We start from the raw sequence: 18,242 nt of genomic DNA, 5'->3' as shown, positions 1-18,242 counted from the left end.
CCCCGTGATAACCCTGCGCAACGTCACCAAGTCGTATCAGACCTCGACGCGGCCGGCGCTGGACAATGTCTCCGTCGATATCGGAAAAGGCGAGTTCGTCTTCGTTATCGGGCCCTCGGGCTCCGGAAAGTCCACGTTCATGCGGCTGCTGTTGAAGGACGAGAAACCGACCACCGGTGAGGTGTGGGTCGCCGACTTCCGGGTCGACCGGCTGCCGGGACGCAGGGTTCCCAAGCTGCGCCAGCGCATCGGGTGCGTCTTCCAGGACTTCCGGCTGCTGCAGCAGAAGACGGTGGAACAGAATGTGGCGTTCGCGCTGGAGGTGATCGGCAAATCGCGAGCATTCATCAATCGGTCGGTGCCCGAGGCGCTCGACATGGTGGGGCTCGCGGGCAAGGCCGACCGGCTGCCCGGTGAACTGTCCGGCGGTGAGCAGCAGCGCGTCGCGCTGGCCCGCGCCTTCGTGAACCGGCCGCTGGTGCTGCTGGCGGACGAACCGACCGGCAACCTCGACCCCGAGACCAGTCAGGACATCATGATGCTGCTCGAACGCATCAACCGCACCGGAACCACGGTGGTCATGGCCACCCACGACAACACCATCGTCGACGCCATGCGCCGGCGCGTGGTCGAACTCGATCGCGGACGCATCGTGCGCGACGACGAGATGGGCGTCTACGGGGTGGGCCGGTAATGCGCGCGGGATTCCTGTTCAGCGAGGTCTTCACCGGCCTGCGCCGCAACGTCACCATGACCATCGCCATGATCCTCACCACCGCGGTGTCGCTGACCATGCTCGGCGGCGGTCTGCTCGCGGTCCGGATGGCCGACAAGATCCAGGACTACTACGTCCAGCGTGTGGAGATCCGGCTGTACCTCGACGATCAGGTGTCGAAGTCGGATCCGGACTGCACCGGCCAGCCGTGCGCCTCGCTCATGGCTGACCTGAAGAAGCACGACTATGTGGCGAACGTGCAGTTCATCAATAGCGCGGACGCGGTGAAGGAGGTCAAGGAGACCACCTTCAAGGATCAGCCGGGTCTCGCCGACGAGGTGAGCAAGGACGGGCTGCCCGCCTCGTTCCGGGTGAAGCTCGACGACGTCACCAAGTACCGGTCCATCTACGACGACTTCTCCAAGCGGCCCGGCGTCATGACCGTGCTCAATGACATGGACATCGTGGACCGGCTGGTCAGCTTCTTCGTCGGATTGCGCAACGCCGCCTTCGGATTGGCGGCGCTGCAGGCGCTGGCCGCCCTGATGCTGATCGCCAATATGGTGCAGGTCGCGGCGCTGGCCCGGCGGACCGAGGTCGGCATCATGCGACTGGTCGGCGCCACGCGCTGGTACACGCAGCTGCCGTTCCTGCTGGAAGCCGTGCTGGCCGCGCTGGTCGGATCGGTGCTGGCCATCGGCGGGCTGTTCGTGGCGCAGCCGCTGGTGATCAACCGGGCGCTGGGTTCGCTGTTCAACGATCAGGTGCTGCCGCGGATCACCGGCGACGACATCGCGGCCGTGGCCATGATCGTCACACCGATCGGTATCGGATTCGCCGCTCTCACCGCGTATGTCGCCTTGCGGTACTACGTGCGCGAGTGACGGGGTGCGAAGTTCTCGACCGGGCACCGGGCGTCGGAGGGTGTCCGTAGGATTGCCGTCGTGAGTGCGCCGGAGGTCGAGACCATTGACGGGAACCTGGGTGATGCCGGAAGTGATCCGGCACACCAGGTTTTGCGGAAGACGTTCGGGTACGACAATTTTCGCGGGCCGCAGCGGGAGATCGTCGAACAGGTGATCTCCGGCGGCGACGCCCTGGTGCTCATGCCCACCGGTGGCGGCAAGTCGCTGTGCTATCAGATCCCGGCGCTGGTCCGGCCGGGCGTGGGCGTGGTCGTCTCGCCGCTCATCGCGCTCATGCAGGATCAGGTCGACGCGCTCACCGCGGTCGGCGTGCGCGCCGGCTTCCTGAACTCCACGCAGTTCCCCGACGAACGGCGCACGGTCGAGGCGCAATTCGTGGCGGGGGAGCTGGATGTGCTCTACCTCGCGCCCGAGCGGCTGCGGCTGGACTCCACCGCCCAGCTGCTGGACCGGGGCAAGATCTCGGTCTTCGCCATCGACGAGGCGCACTGTGTGTCGCAGTGGGGCCACGACTTCCGGCCCGACTATCTGGGCCTGTCCATGCTGCACGAACGCTGGCCGGACGTGCCGCGCATCGCGCTCACCGCCACCGCCACCGAGGCCACCCGCAAGGAGATCGCCGAACGGCTGGATCTGACCGAGGCGCGCGGCGCGAAGCACTTCGTGGCCAGCTTCGACCGGCCCAATATCCAGTACCGGATCGAAGGCAAGAACCGGGCCGAGCACCAGCTGCTCTCGTTCATCCAGAACGAGCACGCCGGGGACGCGGGCATCGTCTACTGCCTGTCGCGCAATTCGGTGGAGAAGACCGCCTCGTTCCTGACCGCCAACGGTGTCGAGGCCGTGCCGTATCACGCGGGACTGGACAATCGCACCCGCGCGACCAATCAGGCTCGCTTCCTGCGCGAGGACGGTCTGGTCGTGGTGGCCACCATCGCGTTCGGCATGGGCATCGACAAGCCCGACGTGCGCTTCGTCGCCCATCTGGACCTCCCGAAATCGGTGGAGGGCTACTACCAGGAGACCGGTCGCGCCGGGCGTGACGGGCAGCCGTCCACCGCGTGGATGGTCTACGGCCTCAGTGACGTTGTCCAGCAACGCAAGATGATCGACTCCTCCGACGGCGACGCCACGCACCGCCGTCAGCTGCAACTGCACCTGGACGCCATGCTCGCGCTGTGCGAGACCGTCCAGTGCCGCCGGGTCCAGCTGCTCGCCTACTTCGGCCAGCAGGGGCAGCGCTGCGGCAACTGCGACACCTGCCTCAACGCGCCCGAGGCGTGGGACGGCACCGTGCCCGCGCAGAAGGTGCTCTCCACGGTGCTGCGGCTCAAGCGGGAACGCGGCCAGAGCTTCGGCGCGGGCCACATCGTCGACATCCTGATCGGCAAGCGCAATCCGAAGGTGGAACAGCACGCCCACCACGAGCTCAAGGTCTTCGGCATCGGCACCGAGCTGCGCGATATCGAATGGCGCGGCGTGATCCGCCAGCTGCTGGCCCAGGGGCTGCTCGCCGTGCACGGCGACTACGGCGTGCTGACCCTCACCGAATCCAGCAACCAGGTGCTGTTCGAGAAGCGCGAGGTCATGCTCCGCCGCGAACCCGAACGCACCAAGGCGGCCCGAACCTCCAAGCCCGCCAAGGGTTCCCGCCTCGCCGCGGGCGACCTCAGCAAGTCCGACACCGACCTGTTCGAGAAGCTGCGCGCCTGGCGCGCCGCCACCGCCAAGGAACAGGGCGTACCCGCCTACGTCGTCTTCCACGACGCGACGCTGCGCGACATCGCCACCCGTAAACCCGCCTCGCTGTCCGACCTCGCGGGCATCTCCGGCATCGGTGAGAACAAGCGCGCGAAGTACGGCGAGGGCGTGCTCGAGGTGATCGCCGCGGCGGGTGGCTCCGACGCCGGGGGTGGCTCGGCGGCGTCGGCGCCTCGCTCGGCTGACCCGGCCGCCGGTTCCGCCAGACAAGCGCCTGGCTTCGCTGCGCAGCCGAGCGGCTTCGCCGCGGCCGACGACATCCCGTGGCCCGATGAGGCGCCGCCGGACTTCGGCGATCTGCCGCCGGACTACCAGTAGAGCCGCGAACCATCGAGAGGACGGTCGCCGCCATGACAGTCGACATGCCGCAGGTCGCGGCCGAAATCCTGGCCCGCCTGCGGGATGCCGGGTTCCCGGCCGAGGGGTCGCGGAACCGGCAGGTGCTCGCATTGGCCGAGGAGACGGGCGAGTTCGTCGGGGCGTACCGCCGCTGGTCCGGACAGGCCCGCCGCACAGGCACATTCGAGGAGATGCGGGCCGAGCTGGCGGACGTGGTCATCTGCGCGTGGCTGACCGCCGCCGAACTCGGGATCGATCTCGAGGCCGCGATCGGGGACAAGCTCGAAGTGATCTTCGAGCGCGGCTGGCGTGACGAGGTCCCGGAGAGCTGATCACGGCGTCCGTGCGGGCGAGTCCTGTGGCCCTCCGCAAGCCCGTCAACAGGCGATTTGGTTGCTGGGCGGCGGCAGGATAAGCTTTCGGAGCTGCCGCGGTCCACGGATCGCAGCGAGCGACCTGGTCCCGTCGTCTAGCGGCCTAGGACGCCGCCCTCTCAAGGCGGTAGCGCGGGTTCAAATCCCGTCGGGACTACTGTGAAAGGCCCTTCAGTGAAAACTGAAGGGCCTTTTCGCATTTCACGACCCTCTTGTCCGCGCCCGGAAAATCGTTGGCGCGCAGCGCGATGCGCTGGCTACCTTTGATCTCGGCCGCTACCAAGGGGCGCACCGGAGATCTCCGGACCGCGTTCCCCGCATCGGGGGCGGCCACTCCCTGGTGACGCAGATTCCATCTGCCGAGGTTCGACTCCTTGACGTGATGCGCCCTGACCGGTCGTGGGCGGTGTCGCGGCTCTGCGAGCTCTCCGTCCCCGGACGGGGGAGGCTCCCGCCGCGTGCCGTGATCGGTCAGGGCGTGTCCGGTCGTGCCCGATGCCAAGTGAGGGAAGGAGATTGGGATGTTCACGAAGACGATGTTCACGAAGACGTATGCGACTGTCATGGATTGGCAGCGCACCCTGCTGTACCGCGACGGCGTCCTGGAGCGGACGCTGGAGCCGGGCCGGCACCGCTACGACGAGCAGCGCTGCAAGCTCGTCACCGTCGATATGCGCCCGCGGATGCTCCAGGTCGTCGGCCAGGAGCTGCTGACCTCGGACGGCCTGTCGCTGCGCGCGAGCTTCGCAGCCGACTGGGTGGTCACCGATCCGGTGGCGTTCACCGTCGCAGCGCAGAACGCCGAGGTGGTGCTGTACGGCGCGGTTCAGGAGGTCGCGCGTGACCTGGTGGCCGCGCACACCCTCGACGAGCTGGTCGCCGATCGCGCGCTGCTCGGTTCCGGGACGGCGACGGTCGCGGCCGCGGTCGAGCGGCTCGGCATCCGGGTCGACGCCGTGCGCGCCAAGGACCTCATGCTCCCGGGCGAGCTCCGCAAGGCCGCCCTGGAGACGGTCCTGGCCCGTGAGCGCGGTCGGGCCGAGCTCGAGCGGGCCCGCGCCGAGGCGGCCGCGCTGCGGTCGCTGGCCAATACGGCCAAGCTGCTCACCGACAACCCGGTGCTGCTGCGCCTGCGCACCCTGCAGGTCGCGGCGTCGCCGGGCGCGAAGGTCGTGCTCGACTCGCGCGAGACCGTCTGAGGTTCCCGGCCGGAACGGTGTGTTCTGGCCGGGATCCGCCTCAGGCCAGCGCGGAGGTGTGGTTCTGTTCCCACACCTGGATGTGCGGGCCGAACTCGCTGAGGAAGGCCTGCACGTGCGGGGTCGAGCCGTGATCGTCGAGGGCCTGGCGGGAATCCCAGTGCTCGAAGCACAGGAACAGTGACGGGTCGTCGTTGTCGCGGTAGAACTCGTAGGTGTGGCAGCCGGGCTCGGCCAGGGTGGGTGCGGTGAGCGTCAGCATGGCCTGCGCGACCTGGTCGGCGGCGGCGGGATCGACCTTGATTCGGATGAAAGCCGTATGCACGGAGGTCCTTTCGAGGAGAGTCGCTGTGAACTGGCTCACGCCAGCGCCGGTTTCATGATTAACACCGGGGCACCCGGTCCGGACTGGGCGCGTCCCGGCCACCGGAACCCGGTCGGACGATCCGTAAGCTGGTTGGGAATTCCGACCGGCGACGGGACGATAGAGGAGACATGAAGGAAAAGGGGCGCAAGGTCATCGCCAGCAACAAGAAGGCGAGGCACAACTACGCGATCCTCGAGACCTACGAGGCCGGGGTCGCGCTGGTCGGCACCGAGGTGAAGAGCCTGCGCGAGGGCAAGGCCTCGCTGGTCGACGCCTACGCCTCCATCGACGACGGTGAGGTGTGGCTGCGCGGCCTGCACGTGCCCGAGTACGGCCACGGCACCTGGACCAACCACGCCCCGCGCCGCACCCGCAAGCTGCTGCTGCACCGTCGCGAGATCGACAAGCTGCTCGGCAAGACCAAGGAGTCCAGCCTCACCCTGGTCCCGCTGTCCATGTACTTCTCCGACGGCAAGGTCAAGGTCGAACTGGCCCTCGCCAAGGGTAAGCAGGACTACGACAAGCGCCAGGACCTGGCCCGACGCGACGCCGAACGCGAGGTCACCCGCGAACTCGGCCGCCGCATCAAGGGCATGCGCGGCTGAGTAGCTCGCCCGCGCGTTAATGGAATGAACCAAGGTTTGTGCGGTGTTAGGATAGGTAGCCCGGTGAGAGCCGGGAAGTTCATCTGAATCGGTGAACACAGACGGGGCTGAACGGTTTCGACTGCGTACGTTGATTCAGGGGAAGCGTGTCGGTGCAGGCAGGAGACCACCGTATAAGCGTCGCTGTAACCCTATAAGCGCCGATTCTCATCAGCGCGACTACGCTCTCGCTGCCTAAGCAACGAAGCGTGTCTGTCAGCCCGGGTTCGCCCTCGACCCGGTCCCTGGCATCAGCTAGAGGGCTCTACCGTCCGGCGCGGTCGCGGCGCCGGATGGGACACCTAACAGCGACTGGGATCGTCATCTCGGCTTGTTCGCGTGACCGGGAGATCCAAGCAGAGGCATAGCGAACTGCACACGGAGAAGCCCTGAAGATGCGGCGGAGGACCCGGGTTCGATTCCCGGCAGCTCCACCTCGAAGGCCCCTCGCCACCAGGTGAGGGGCCTTTCTCGTGCCTCCCGTCTCGCCGAATATCCAGCAGCGCCGGTCATCTCGACCGCGCCATCCATGTCAGTGGACGTATCAGGTTGTCGTCAGGGCGGTGTCAGGCTGCCCGGCCACAGTGTGTTCATCGAAGAGAACGACCGGGACCGAACCGGTTGGGATCACCCAAGATTCGAAGGAGAACACGACATGTCCATCACGCTGACCGACCAGGACAAGAGCACCATCCGCACTGCCGCATACGGCGCGGTCGCCCTGCTTTCCGCTGCCGGTGCGCCGCACAAGGGCAGCAGCCAGGGCTCGATCGCCCTCACCTCGGCGACCGGCGTGGTCGGGCATGTGTTGTCCACCCGGGCCCGTGACATCCACCTGGAGGGCAAGAGTGTCGCCGAGTTGGCTGATCAGGTGCTGCCCGCGCTGACGGCGGCGATCACCGTGCTCGGCGCGCAGGACCCGGCCGAGGCCGCCAACTTCCGCGCCACCGTGCTGGTCGCGGTCGAAGCCACCGCGCAGGCCAAGGGTGTTCCGAGCCCGGCGGTGACCGCCATGGCCGGCAAGATCGCCGTTGCGCTCGACGCCGTGTAACCCCCTGGCCACGCCGATCTCAGTCGGTCGGACGTGGGTGCAGGACAGTTGAATACCGGATCATTCGGTGCCACCCGACTCGTCTACGACGTCGTGCGCTGAACGAGGTCCCCTCACCCTGGGTGAGGGGACCTCGTTCGTGTTCGAGTGGCGGCGTTCGATTCCTGCGTTCGATGTGCCCGAATGTTTCGAAACATCGCAATTCGCAGGTCATTTCGTATATCTCATCGTTCACGGCTGCGAAACGCCCGGATGACGACGTGGATACCGGCCAATCCAATTCTGTAGGCCGCGTGTCCGGATGAGAAGAGTTGAGCTTGGTCGTCTATCTACTGCGCCGCTTGCTGCAGGCGGTGATCACGGTGTTCGTGGTGGTTTCGCTGGCCTTCGCGCTCGGACGGCTGACCGGTAGCCCGGCGGCCACCCTGTTGCCGGAGACGGCGAGCGAGGCCGATATCGCGGCGCTCGCCGCGAAGCTGGGCTTCGACAAGCCGCCGCTCACCCAGTACGTCGACTATCTGCGCGGAGTGCTCGCCGGGGACTTCGGCGATTCCTACCGGCAGCAGGGCACCTCGTCGATGGCGATCGTCGCGGAGCGGTTGCCGGCTTCGCTGCAGCTCGGGACGGCCGGGTTCGTGCTCGGAATCCTGCTCGCCTTCCTCGCGGTGCTGACGGTGCATCTGACCGAGATCCGGTCACTGCGCGGCGTACTGCTCGGGCTCGGTGCGGCGCGACTCGCGGTGCCGGACTTCTTGTTCGGTCTGCTGTTGGTGCTGATGTTCTCGGTGACCCTGGGTTGGCTGCCGTCGCTGGCGAGCGCGAATCCGCTGTCCATCGTGATGCCGGCGGTCACCATCGCGACCGCGCAGTTCGTCGTGTATGCCCGGCTGCTCGACAATTCGCTGACCACCGAGAGCGCACAGGACTATGTGCGCACCGCGTATGCCCGCGGCGAACGGCGCTCGACCGTGGTGCTGCGCGAGGTGCTGCCGAACGCGCTGCTACCGGTCCTCACGGTTTCGGGCATCAATTTCGGCACGCTGCTGGGCGGGCTGGTGATCGTCGAAAGCGTCTTCGCCTGGCCGGGTCTGGGCCAGTTGATGCTCACCTCGGTGTTCAGCCGGGACTTTCCGGTCGTGCAGTCCGGGCTGGTCGTCATCGCGACCATCTTCGTCGTCGTCAATCTCGCCGTCGACATCCTGTACGGCTTCGTCGATCCGAGAGCGAGAGTCCGATGATCAGAACCGCCTTCGCCCGCATCAGGTCCGCTCGCGATCTCGCCGCATTGCTCGGCGTCGCCATGGTTCTCCTGGTCGTGCTGTTCTCGCTGCTGTATCCCCTCACCGACGGTTACAGTCCGTACTCGCAGGAGTTGGCCGACGCGTTCACGCGGCCGTTCACCACGGCACGATATCCGCTCGGCACCGACTCGCTGGGCCGCGATCTGGCCAGCCGCCTGGCGCTGGCGGGCCGGATCACCCTGGGTCTGGTCGTGGTCATCGTGGTGGTCAACTCGGTCATCGGCGTCATCATCGGCACCGTCTCGGGCTACTTCCGCGGCGCCTTGGACAGCCTGCTGATGGGGTATGCCGATGTGCAGCTCGCGGTTCCGATGAGCCTGGTCATCATGGCGTTGTCCGCGGTGCGCGGACCGAGTGTCGGGCTCATGGCCACCATTCTGGGATTGACGTTCTGGGTGGGGTATGCCCGAGTCGGCCGTTCGGTGGCGCTGGGTCTGTCCACGCGCGACTTCGTCATCGCGCCGCGGCTGTTGGGCGCGAGTTCGAGTTGGGTGATGCGCAAACACATCGTGCCGCACGTGCTCGTGCCGGTGGGCATTCTGGCGACCGCCGATCTGGGGAACGTCATGATCATGATCTCGTCGTTCGACTACCTCGGACTCGGCGTGCAACCACCCACTCCCAGTTGGGGGTTGATGATCACCGACGGGCAGAAGTATGTGCGGCAGGCGCCGTTCCTGACGCTGGTTCCGGCGACCGCGCTGCTGCTCGTCATCGCCGGAACCCTGCTGATCAGTCAGCGATTCACCGCCGAGGGCAGCGGATCGCACCAGGGGACGGGCGCGCGGTCGCCGTTCCGGAAGGCGGTGACGGCATGAGCGGCAACCGATCCCACGACAGCGTCCCGCTGCTCGAGGTCACCGACCTCACCATCGGCTACGTGACCGGATCCGGCGAACGCGTGGTGCTCGTCGATTCCGTTTGCCTTTCCCTCGAAGCGGGTGAAGTGCTCTGTCTGGTCGGCGAATCCGGCTCCGGCAAGTCGGTGACCATGCTCGCCGTGCTGGGCTTGCTCACCCCGCCGCTGACCGTCTTCTCCGGCAGCGTGAAGTTCCGCGGGCGCGAGCTGATCGGAGCCGACGAGGCCACCATGCGGCGGCTGCGCGGGGCGGATCTGGGGATGGTGTTCCAGGATCCGATGACCTCGCTCAATCCGGTACGCCGGGTCGGGACGCAAATCGAGCGGGCACTGGCGATCCATCAGCGTCTCGATGCCAAGGCCCGTCGCCGTCGAGTCGTCGAACTGCTTGCCGAAGTGGGCATCCCGCAGCCCGAGCAGCGCTCCCGCGCCTATCCGCACGAATGGTCGGGCGGCATGCGGCAACGCGCTGTCATCGCCATGGCGATGGCGAACGATCCGGCGGTGTTGATCGCCGACGAACCGACCACGGCCTTGGATGTGACCATTCAGGCCCAGTTGATGGATGTGCTGGCGACCGCCCGGGCACGCGGTGACGCGGGCATGGTGCTCATCACCCACGACCTCGGACTCGTCGCCCAGCACGCCGACCGCGTCGCGATCATGTACGCGGGCGGGGTTGTCGAGACGGGCACGGTCTGGCAGGTCTTCGACCGCGCCACCCACCCGTACACCCGCGGACTGCAGCGCAGCCTGCTCGGCCAGGAGCGCGCGGAGGCCCAGGGCCGCGCCTACGCCATCCCCGGCTCACCGCCCGCTCCGACCGATCGGCCGCCCGGCTGCCGGTTCGCGCCACGATGCGAATTCCCGGGCAAGAACAGCGAATGCGAGACGGCCACACCCGTGCTGGTCCCGCTGGATGCCGAGCACGCGATCGCCTGCCCGCCCGCTCACGCCCACATCGGACAGGAGGCATCGGCATGAATCCGGCAGCTGTTCCCGAAGCGGTCATCCGGGTCGAAGACCTCGCCGTGAGTTTCGACATCCGTCGCGGACTGCGCCGGCCACGGACCCTGCGGGCCCTCGACGGAATCACCTTCGAGGTCCGTCGCGGCGAAACCTTCGGCCTGGTAGGCGAATCCGGAGGCGGCAAATCCACGCTGGTGCGCACGCTGTTCGGGATCAACACCCCGGCGGCCGGTCGCGTCTGGATACTCGGCCGGGACCTGCGGACCCTGACGCCACGGGCGCGACGGGCCCTGCGGAACCGAGTGCAGTTGGTCTTCCAGGACCCGTACTCCTCGCTCGACCCGCGCATGACCGCGCACGACATCGTGGCCGAACCGCTGCGCATCACCGGCGGATACACGCGCGAGCGGGTGGTGGAACTCCTGGACCAGGTCGGTCTCACCGCGGACGCCCTACCGCGCCGCCCCGCCGAGTTCTCCGGCGGGCAACGGCAACGCCTGGGCATCGCACGCGCGCTCGCGCTGGAACCGGAGGTACTGGTCCTCGACGAACCGGTCTCCGCGCTCGACGCCTCGGTTCAGGCGCAGGTGATCAATCTGCTGCAGGACCTGCAGGAGCGGCTCGGACTCTCCTATCTGTTCATCGCACACGATCTTTCGGTGGTGCGGCACATGGCGGACCGAGTCGGCGTGCTGCATCTGGGAAAGCTGGTCGAGATCGGCGAGACCGAAGCGGTTTTCACCGATCCGAGCCATCCCTACACCCGCGCGTTGATCGCGTCGGCGCCCGTTCCCGATCCCCATCGGCGCGGCCGTGATGCCGCGGTGCTCGTGCGCGGCGAGATGCCCGATGCCTCGAACCCACCGAGCGGGTGCACCTTCCGCACCCGATGCCCCGGCGCGAGGGACATCTGCGCCGAGCGGGAACCCCCGCTCACACCGCTGGACCCGGCCGACTCGCTCGATCTGCTCGGCCGTACGGGTCATTCGGTCGCCTGCCATTTTCCTGTCTCGACTACTCGGCCCGCGAAATCCCTTTCCCTCCTCAGTGATTAGGAACATCCGTGAGATTCAAGATCCCCGTCGCCATGGCCGCGCTGACCGTCCTGGCCGCCTCCGTGGCGCTGACCGGCTGTGCGCCGGCCGGCAGCTCCGGCACCTCGGCCAATGCGATCGTGGTGGGCGCGGTCGCCGAGCCCGAACATGTCCCCGACCCGATCGTCGATGGCTCGCTGGCCGGCTACAACTACTATTTCGCCGCCTTCGATCAGCTGGCCCGCTTCGACAACGACGGCAAGATCACACCGCTGCTCGCCACCGGCTGGGAGCCGAACGCCGACTTCACGAAGTGGACGTTCACGATTCGCGACAACGCCAAGTTCCACAATGGTGAGCCGGTGAAGCCCTCCGACGTCGCCTTCACCTACAACACGATCAAGGCGACGCCGTCCGGTGATCCGGCCTCCTATATGGAGATGTTCCAATCCGCCGCCGTCGGCCCGCAGAACACGGTCGTGTTCACGCTGAACGCCTCCTACTCCGCGTGGCCGAGCATTGTCACCGGCGTCTCGATCGTGCCCGAGAGCGTGTACACCAAACTGGGTTCCGCCGGCTTCGCCGCCGCGCCGGTCGGCTCGGGACCGTTCGTGTTCGATCACTACACCCGCGGTGTCGAGTACGTGGTCAAACGCAATCCGAACTACTGGGGCGATGTGCCCGCGGTGGAGAAGGTGACCTTCAAGACGGTGAGCGACGCCGATGCCCGCCTCAACGGGGTGCAGTCCGGCAGCCTGGATGTGGCATTGATCGCGCCGAATCAGGTTTCCGCACTGACGGGTTCGTCGAATGTCACCCTCACATCGAAAGTGTCCAACGGTGTCACCTTCCTGGGCATGAATTCGTCGGGAGGGCCGCTGGCGAACGAGAAGGTGCGCCAGGCCATCTCGGTGGCCATCGATCGTGAAAGCATCGTGAAGAACGTGCTCGCCGGAAAGGCGTCGGTCGACAATCAGCTCATCGCCGCGAATGTGGGCGGCTACGACCCGACCTACCCGCACGCCACCTACGACCCGGCCAAGGCCAAGCAGTTGCTCGCCGAGTCCGGCTACACCGGTCAGGAGATCCCGTTCCAGTACGCCACGAACGGGCGCATCCCGCTGAGTTCCGAAATCGCGCAGGCGATTCAGGGCGACCTCGCCAAGGTCGGACTCAAGGTCACCCTGCAGGGCACCGATCAGGGCAGCTTCTCGCAGATCATCTACGGGACGAAGACCGCGAAGGGCCTGTACCTGAACACCTACGCGCCCTCGACACTGGACGGCGACGCGCCGGTGTCCTCCATGTTCGGCGGACAGCAGAACGACTACGCCATGCTGCCCGCCACCGCCGCGCTGGTCGCCAAGACACGGACCGTCAGCGGACAGGACCGGATCAACGCCTACCGGGAGCTGTTCCAGTTCAATGATGCCCACGCACTGCTCATCGGCCTGTACACCCCCGACACGAACTACGCGGTGAACCCCAGGCTGAACTGGACGCCGCGGGCCGACGGCATGATCACCGCGCACGCCGCGACCTTCCGGACCGCCGCATGAGCGACCTGGTCATCGGCAATGTCCATCCGTGGGGCGGAAAGCCGGTCGACCTGATCATCGAAAACGGGGTGGTGGCAGCGGTTTCCGAGGTGGTGACGGCGGCACCGGCCGACCGCGGCCCCACCGTCGGTGACCACCTCGAAGGGAGCGGGCGGCTCATCCTGCCCGCGCTCTCCGATGTCCATCTGCACCTGGACTCCAGCTGTCTCGGCCTGCCCGTCCGCCCCTACACCGGCGCGCCCGGCCGCTGGGGCCGGATCATGAACGATCGGGAGCACTGGCGATCGGCGGAACGCACTGTCACGGAACGGGCTTCCTTCACCCTTGCCGTGGCAGTCGCCAACGGGGCCACCCGGATCCGCACCCACGCCCAGGTGGATGCCGACTCGCGGTTGGACAAGCTCGAGGGCGTCCTGGCGGCACGGGAACGCTATGCCACTGTCGCCGATGTGCAGATCGTGGCCTTTCCGCAGGTCGGGATCCTGCGCGAACCCGGCGTCGTGGATCTGCTCGACGCGGCCCTGCGCGCGGGCGCGGACCTCATCGGCGGCATCGACCCGTGCGAGATCGATCGTGACCCGGTGCGGCACCTCGACGCCGTCTTCCTGCTCGCCGAACGGCATCGGGTCGGGGTCGACATCCATCTGCACGAGGCCGGTGAGCTGGGCCTGTTCACCCTGTCGCTGATCCTGGAACGGGTCGAGGCGCTCGGCATGCGAGGGCAGGTGACGATCTCGCATGCCCGGTGTCTCGCGAGCGGGTTGCCCGGCGTCGCGGAGATGATCGCGCGCTTGGCGGCGAACGACGTGGCGATCACCCACGCCGCGGGCGGGAACGGCTGGGAGCTCCCCTTGCTCGAGCTGGCGGCGGCGGGTGTGCGGGTCGGGGTCGGCATGGACGGCCAGCGAGACTTCTGGTCCCCGTACGGCACTGGCGACATGCTCGATCGGGCCTGGCAGCTGGCCTTCACCAACGGGTTCTCCAGCGATACGGAGATCGAGCACGCGCTCGCCGTCGCCACCTGGGGCGGTGCGGGGGTGATCGATCGCGGCCTGAGCGTCCTCGATCGGCTCGGGCTGCACCCCGGGTTCGAGCCCGGGGATCCCGCCGAATTCCTGCTGGTCGATGCGATCAGCCCGACCGGGGCGGTGATGGATCGGCCCGCCGGGCGGACGGTCGTGCATCGCGGGGCGGTCGTCGAAGTCGACACCGCCCTGGAGGGTTTCGAATGGCCGGGCAGCGGGGCCGGGAGGTGAGCGGGCGTCGCGGCGTCCGGGCCGCGCATGTGCTCGCCTATTCGGATGGCGGGCACGTGCTGCTCGAGAATGCGGAGGTCGTGGTCGACGGGACCCGCATCCTCGCCGTCGGACCGCGTGGGGCGGTCGCGGTGGACGAGGTGATCGAGCTGGGTGAGTCCCTGCTCATGCCGGGCTTCATCGATCTCGACGCGCTGACCGATATCGACCACGCCCTGATCGACTCGTGGCAGTCGCCTGAGCTCGGACTCGGACTGCAATGGTCCCGCGACTATGCCGAGCGGCGGCGGCGAGCCGTATTCGACAGCGCCGAACGGGCTTTCATCCGCGAATACGGGTTCGTTCAGCTGCTGCGACACGGCGTCACCACCGCCATGCCCATCGCCTCGGAGGTGCACAGCGACTGGGCGGAGACCTTCGAGGACGCGGTGGCCATGGCCGAGACCGCCGAGCGGCTGGGGCTGCGGGTCTACCTCGGGCCGAGCTACCGCTCCGGGGTGAATGTGGTGGACGACAACGGGACCCGCTCCCTGTATTGGAACGAAGCGCTCGGTCTCGAGGGATTCGACGGGGCCGAGCGGTTCCTGGACTGGGCCCGGAACAACCCCTCGGACCTTGTGCACGGGGTCCTATTGCCTTGTCGCATAGAGACACTCAGCGAAGACCTGCTGCGGCGGACCGCGAAGCTCGCCGCGGAAGCCGGGGTGCTCGTCCGGCTGCATGCCCTGCAGGGGCTCGTCGAGCGCCGGCTCGTGCTGGAGAAGTTCGGCGCGCCGCCGCTCGAGGTATTGGATCGGGTGGGTCTGCTCGGTCCGAAACTTCTGCTGCCGCACGGGATCTACGTCGATTCGCACCCGCTCGTCGGCCTCGGGACCGATGCCGACGTCGCGACCATGGCCGCCGCGGGCGTCACGATCGTGCACTGCCCGCTCACCTCGGCGCGTTACGGCGCGGCCCTGGACAGCTTCGAGCGTTATCGAACGGCCGGTGTCGGTCTGGCGCTCGGCACCGACTCGTTTCCGCCCGACCTGATCCGGGGCATCGACATCGGCGTCGCGGTCGCCAAGGTCGGTGCGCACCGCCTCGACGCGGCCGGCTACGGCGACTATCTGACCGCCGCGACGCTGGGCGGCGCGACCGCCCTCGGCCGGACCGACCTGGGCCGAATCGCGGTGGGTGCCACCGCCGACCTGGTTGCTTTCCACCTCGGCGACTTCCGTGACGGGGTGCTCGACGATCCGGTCCGCACGATCTGCATGAACAGCACCGCCCGCGCGGCGACCTTCTCGATGATCGCCGGGCGCATCGTCATGCGGGATGGCGAAATGCCGGGCGCCGATCTGCCCGGTATGGCCCGCCGGGCCCAATCCCTGTTCGACCGCATGCGCGAGGCGTACTCCGAAAGAGACTATCTGCGACGGGAAACCGATGACCTCTTCCCGCCGTCGTTTCCCCGAACGCGGTTCACGACCTGAGCGTATGCGTCTATGCGCTGAGGTCGATTTCGGTGCCGACCCCGTCGGCTCGGGCCTTGTCGATGATCAGGCGGGCGGTGACCAGGTCCTGGAGGCCGATGCCGACGGAGTTGTAGAGGGTTATCTCGGTGTCGGTGGTGCGGGCGGGGGTGGCGCCGGTGATGATGTCGCCGAGTTCCGTGGTGACGGAGGATTTGTCGATGGCGCCTTCGGCGATGGCGAGGAGGGTGTCGCCGGATTTGGTGAGGGTGGTGGCGGTGGAGTCGACGACGACCCGGGCTCGGCGCATGGCCTCGCCGTCCACTTCGCGGTGGTCGCTGCGCGGGGGTGCGCCGACCGCGTTGACGTGCAGGCCGGGGCCGAACCAGGCGCCGCGGACGATGGGGTCCTTGGACGGGGTGAGGGTGCAGAGGATGTCGGCGGTGCGGGTGACCGCTCCGGGGGATGCCATGGCTTCGACGGTGAGGTCGAGATCGGCTATGGCCTTGCGGAATTCGTCGACCGTGGCGGCGGTGCGGGACCAGACCAGGACGGTGTCCAGGGCGCGGACTCGGGCGATCGCGCGAGTGTGCTCGACGGCCAGGGCGCCGGCGCCGATCAGGCCCAGGGATGAGCTGTGCTGGCGGGCAAGGTATTTCGTGGCGACCGCGGTGGCCGCCGCGGTGCGGACGGCGGTGACCAGGCGGCCGTCGATGAGGGCTTCGCAGCCGCCGTGCTCGGCGGAGGTCACCACGATCACCGAACGCTGGACGGGGAGTCCGCGCTCGCGATTGGCGGGGATGTCGGCCAGCAGCTTCACCGCCGCCGCGCCCGCGGACTCGGCGGCCGCGACCATGGGAATGAACGCCGCCCCGCCCAGGGCGATGGCCGGTGGGGCGGGAACGACGGCGGTGCCGCGGGCGAGGTCGGCGTGGGCGCGTTCCACGGCGGCCAGGACCTCGCCGCGATCGAGCACGGCGCGCACATCGGAATGCGACAGGATCAGAGTCAACGATGCTCCTCGAGGACGGATGCGGGTCAGGCGGTGCGGGCGAAAGCGACGGTCAGGTCGCGCGGGGAACGGCTGTTGCCGACCAGACCGCTGACGGCGACGATGGCGATCAGATACGGCAGCATCACCAGTAGGGCGAACGGGATGTGGAAACCGAGAGCGGGGAGCGCGAACTGCAGGGCCTGGGCCAGGCCGAAGAAGACCGACGCCAGGATCACCCCGAGTGCCCGCCAGCGGCCCGCGATCACCGCGACGACGGCCAGATAGCCGATGCCGCCGGTCATGTTGTCGCTGAACGAATGCACTTCCGACAAGGCGAGCTGGGCGCCGCCGAGACCGGCCGCGACGGCGGCCAGCAGGACACAGGCGCAACGGATCACGCGCACCGGCAGGCCGGTGCGGTCGGCGGCGACCGCGTCCTCACCGATGGCGTCGACGACGAGCCCGAGCTTGGTCCGGCGCGCGAACACCACCGCCAGCGCCGCGACGACCACCATGCACAGATAACCCAGTGCCGTCTGCCCGAACAGTGCGGGCCCGACCACCGGGACGCGGTGCAGCAGCGGGATGCGCACCGGGTCGAAACCGGGCGCGCTGTGCCCCTTGCCGTCGGCGAGCAGCAGCCGGGCGCCGTAGGTGGTCGCGCCCAGCGCCAGCGCATTGCTCGCGATGCCGACGACAATCTGATCGGCGCGCAGCGCGACACTCCACACCGCCTGCAGCACACCGAAGATCGCCGCCGCCGCGACCGCCGCGATCGTGCCCAGCACCGGTGAGCCGGTGGACACCGCGCCCAGCACCCCGGCGAACGCGCCCGTCAGCATCATCGCCTCGAGGCTCAGGTTGAGCACGCCGGCGCGTTCGCTGACCAGCTCGCCGCTCGCCGCCACCAGGATCGGCAGGGTGAAACCGATTCCGCTGGTGGCGATATCGGTGACTGTGTTAAGGCTCATCGAGTCGCTCCCGTCAGTTCGGGCGTGGAAACATCTTGGGTGTCAACTATTTCCACCCTCGGCCGCCGCATGGTCCAGACGGCCGCACCGGCGATGAACACGATCATCAGCGACTCCACGACCGACACCGTCGAGGCGGGCACGTTCGCCGCCAGCTGCAGATTGATGCCGCCGGAGACCAGGAATCCGAGCAGCGTCGACACCGCCGCGACCGCGGTCAGCGAGCCGCGGGCCAGAAGCCCCACGACCAGCCCCGAGAAGCCGTAACCGGACGAGAATCCCTCGGCCAGCACGAAAGGCGCTGTGGCCACCAGCAATCCGCCCGCCAGACCCGCGAACGCGCCCGCCCCGGCGAGACTGAGGAAGCGCAGCCGGTCGACCGGCAGACCGAGGCGGGCCGCGGCGTCGGGATTGCGTCCGACCGCGCGCAGCCGGGTGCCGAGCGCGGTGTGCCGCACCATGACCGCGG

General features: G+C 67.9%; 18 protein-coding genes, 1 tRNA gene and 1 other RNA gene. 16 read left to right on the top strand and 4 right to left on the bottom strand.

Annotation, left to right across the window (positions count from 1 at the left end):
• The first annotated feature begins 4 nt into the window (after positions 1-4).
• The 6 genes from ftsE to ACWELJ_RS04755 all read left to right on the top strand — a co-directional run bounded on the left by ftsE (position 5) and on the right by ACWELJ_RS04755 (position 5,314).
• Positions 5-694, top strand: coding sequence for a cell division ATP-binding protein FtsE (gene ftsE, locus ACWELJ_RS04780; protein WP_452364830.1), 690 nt, complete (start codon positions 5-7; stop codon positions 692-694).
• On the top strand, positions 694-1,599 hold the full coding sequence (gene ftsX, locus ACWELJ_RS04775; protein WP_452364829.1) for a permease-like cell division protein FtsX: 906 nt from the start codon (positions 694-696) through the stop codon (positions 1,597-1,599). The genes ftsE and ftsX overlap by 1 nt, the downstream gene beginning before the upstream one ends.
• Before the next feature lie 60 nt (positions 1,600-1,659).
• The gene (gene recQ / locus ACWELJ_RS04770; RefSeq protein WP_452364828.1) at positions 1,660-3,720 is read left to right on the top strand and encodes a DNA helicase RecQ; all 2,061 of its coding nucleotides are present in this window, start codon (positions 1,660-1,662) and stop codon (positions 3,718-3,720) included.
• Positions 3,721-3,752: 32 nt separating this feature from the next.
• Positions 3,753-4,073, top strand: coding sequence for a hypothetical protein (locus tag ACWELJ_RS04765; RefSeq protein ID WP_452364827.1), 321 nt, complete (start codon positions 3,753-3,755; stop codon positions 4,071-4,073).
• A gap of 126 nt (positions 4,074-4,199) precedes the next feature.
• Positions 4,200-4,272: transfer RNA gene (locus ACWELJ_RS04760), tRNA-Glu, on the top strand.
• Between the two features lie 364 nt (positions 4,273-4,636).
• Positions 4,637-5,314, top strand: coding sequence for a slipin family protein (locus ACWELJ_RS04755; RefSeq protein WP_452364826.1), 678 nt, complete (start codon positions 4,637-4,639; stop codon positions 5,312-5,314).
• 40 nt (positions 5,315-5,354) lie between these two features.
• Here the strand turns inward: ACWELJ_RS04755 and ACWELJ_RS04750 are convergent, their stop codons facing one another.
• Positions 5,355-5,639 carry a putative quinol monooxygenase gene (locus ACWELJ_RS04750; RefSeq protein ID WP_452364825.1) on the bottom strand — a complete coding sequence of 95 codons (285 nt, stop codon included), beginning with the start codon at positions 5,637-5,639 and terminating at the stop codon, positions 5,355-5,357.
• Between the two features lie 170 nt (positions 5,640-5,809).
• Here ACWELJ_RS04750 and smpB point away from each other — a divergent pair, with 170 nt between their 5' ends.
• The 10 genes from smpB to ACWELJ_RS04700 all read left to right on the top strand — a co-directional run bounded on the left by smpB (position 5,810) and on the right by ACWELJ_RS04700 (position 15,829).
• On the top strand, positions 5,810-6,286 hold the full coding sequence (smpB, locus tag ACWELJ_RS04745; RefSeq protein WP_154787106.1) for an SsrA-binding protein SmpB: 477 nt from the start codon (positions 5,810-5,812) through the stop codon (positions 6,284-6,286).
• Positions 6,287-6,389: 103 nt separating this feature from the next.
• Positions 6,390-6,762, top strand: a transfer-messenger RNA (tmRNA) gene (ssrA, locus tag ACWELJ_RS04740).
• Between the two features lie 218 nt (positions 6,763-6,980).
• Positions 6,981-7,376, top strand: coding sequence for a hypothetical protein (locus tag ACWELJ_RS04735; protein ID WP_452364824.1), 396 nt, complete (start codon positions 6,981-6,983; stop codon positions 7,374-7,376).
• 311 nt (positions 7,377-7,687) lie between these two features.
• On the top strand, positions 7,688-8,614 hold the full coding sequence (locus ACWELJ_RS04730) for an ABC transporter permease (protein WP_452364823.1): 927 nt from the start codon (positions 7,688-7,690) through the stop codon (positions 8,612-8,614).
• Positions 8,611-9,495, top strand: a complete 885-nt coding sequence (locus ACWELJ_RS04725) for an ABC transporter permease (protein ID WP_452364822.1) — start codon at positions 8,611-8,613, stop codon at positions 9,493-9,495. The genes ACWELJ_RS04730 and ACWELJ_RS04725 overlap by 4 nt, the downstream gene beginning before the upstream one ends.
• Positions 9,492-10,520: an ABC transporter ATP-binding protein gene (locus ACWELJ_RS04720; protein ID WP_452364821.1), complete on the top strand. Its 1,029-nt coding sequence runs from the start codon at positions 9,492-9,494 to the stop codon at positions 10,518-10,520. The genes ACWELJ_RS04725 and ACWELJ_RS04720 overlap by 4 nt, the downstream gene beginning before the upstream one ends.
• Positions 10,517-11,560 (top strand): ABC transporter ATP-binding protein, encoded by a 1,044-nt coding sequence (locus tag ACWELJ_RS04715; protein WP_452364820.1) that lies wholly within the window; start codon positions 10,517-10,519, stop codon positions 11,558-11,560. Before ACWELJ_RS04720 ends, ACWELJ_RS04715 begins: the two co-directional genes overlap by 4 nt.
• Positions 11,561-11,568: 8 nt before the next feature.
• Positions 11,569-13,098, top strand: coding sequence for an ABC transporter substrate-binding protein (locus ACWELJ_RS04710; RefSeq protein ID WP_452364819.1), 1,530 nt, complete (start codon positions 11,569-11,571; stop codon positions 13,096-13,098).
• Entirely contained in the window at positions 13,095-14,354 is a 1,260-nt protein-coding gene (locus ACWELJ_RS04705) for an amidohydrolase family protein (RefSeq protein WP_452364818.1), read from the top strand. Before ACWELJ_RS04710 ends, ACWELJ_RS04705 begins: the two co-directional genes overlap by 4 nt.
• The gene (locus tag ACWELJ_RS04700) at positions 14,327-15,829 is read left to right on the top strand and encodes a chlorohydrolase family protein (RefSeq protein WP_452364817.1); all 1,503 of its coding nucleotides are present in this window, start codon (positions 14,327-14,329) and stop codon (positions 15,827-15,829) included. The genes ACWELJ_RS04705 and ACWELJ_RS04700 overlap by 28 nt, the downstream gene beginning before the upstream one ends.
• A 10-nt stretch (positions 15,830-15,839) precedes the next feature.
• Here ACWELJ_RS04700 and ACWELJ_RS04695 read toward each other — a convergent pair whose 3' ends face one another.
• The 3 genes from ACWELJ_RS04695 to ACWELJ_RS04685 all read right to left on the bottom strand — a co-directional run.
• Positions 15,840-16,820, bottom strand: coding sequence for an ornithine cyclodeaminase family protein (locus ACWELJ_RS04695; RefSeq protein WP_452364816.1), 981 nt, complete (start codon positions 16,818-16,820; stop codon positions 15,840-15,842).
• A gap of 26 nt (positions 16,821-16,846) precedes the next feature.
• A complete protein-coding gene (locus tag ACWELJ_RS04690; protein ID WP_452364815.1) occupies positions 16,847-17,773 on the bottom strand; it encodes an ABC transporter permease in 927 nt (308 codons plus the stop codon).
• Positions 17,770-18,242, bottom strand: a 473-nt coding sequence (locus ACWELJ_RS04685; RefSeq protein WP_452364814.1) for an ABC transporter permease subunit, incomplete at its 5' end; no start/stop codon positions are given. The genes ACWELJ_RS04685 and ACWELJ_RS04690, both read right to left, overlap by 4 nt.

This window comes from Nocardia sp. NPDC004582 (assembly GCF_053602115.1).
Note: the sequence above shows the minus strand (reverse complement) of the source record. Positions and strands in the feature narration are given on the sequence as shown.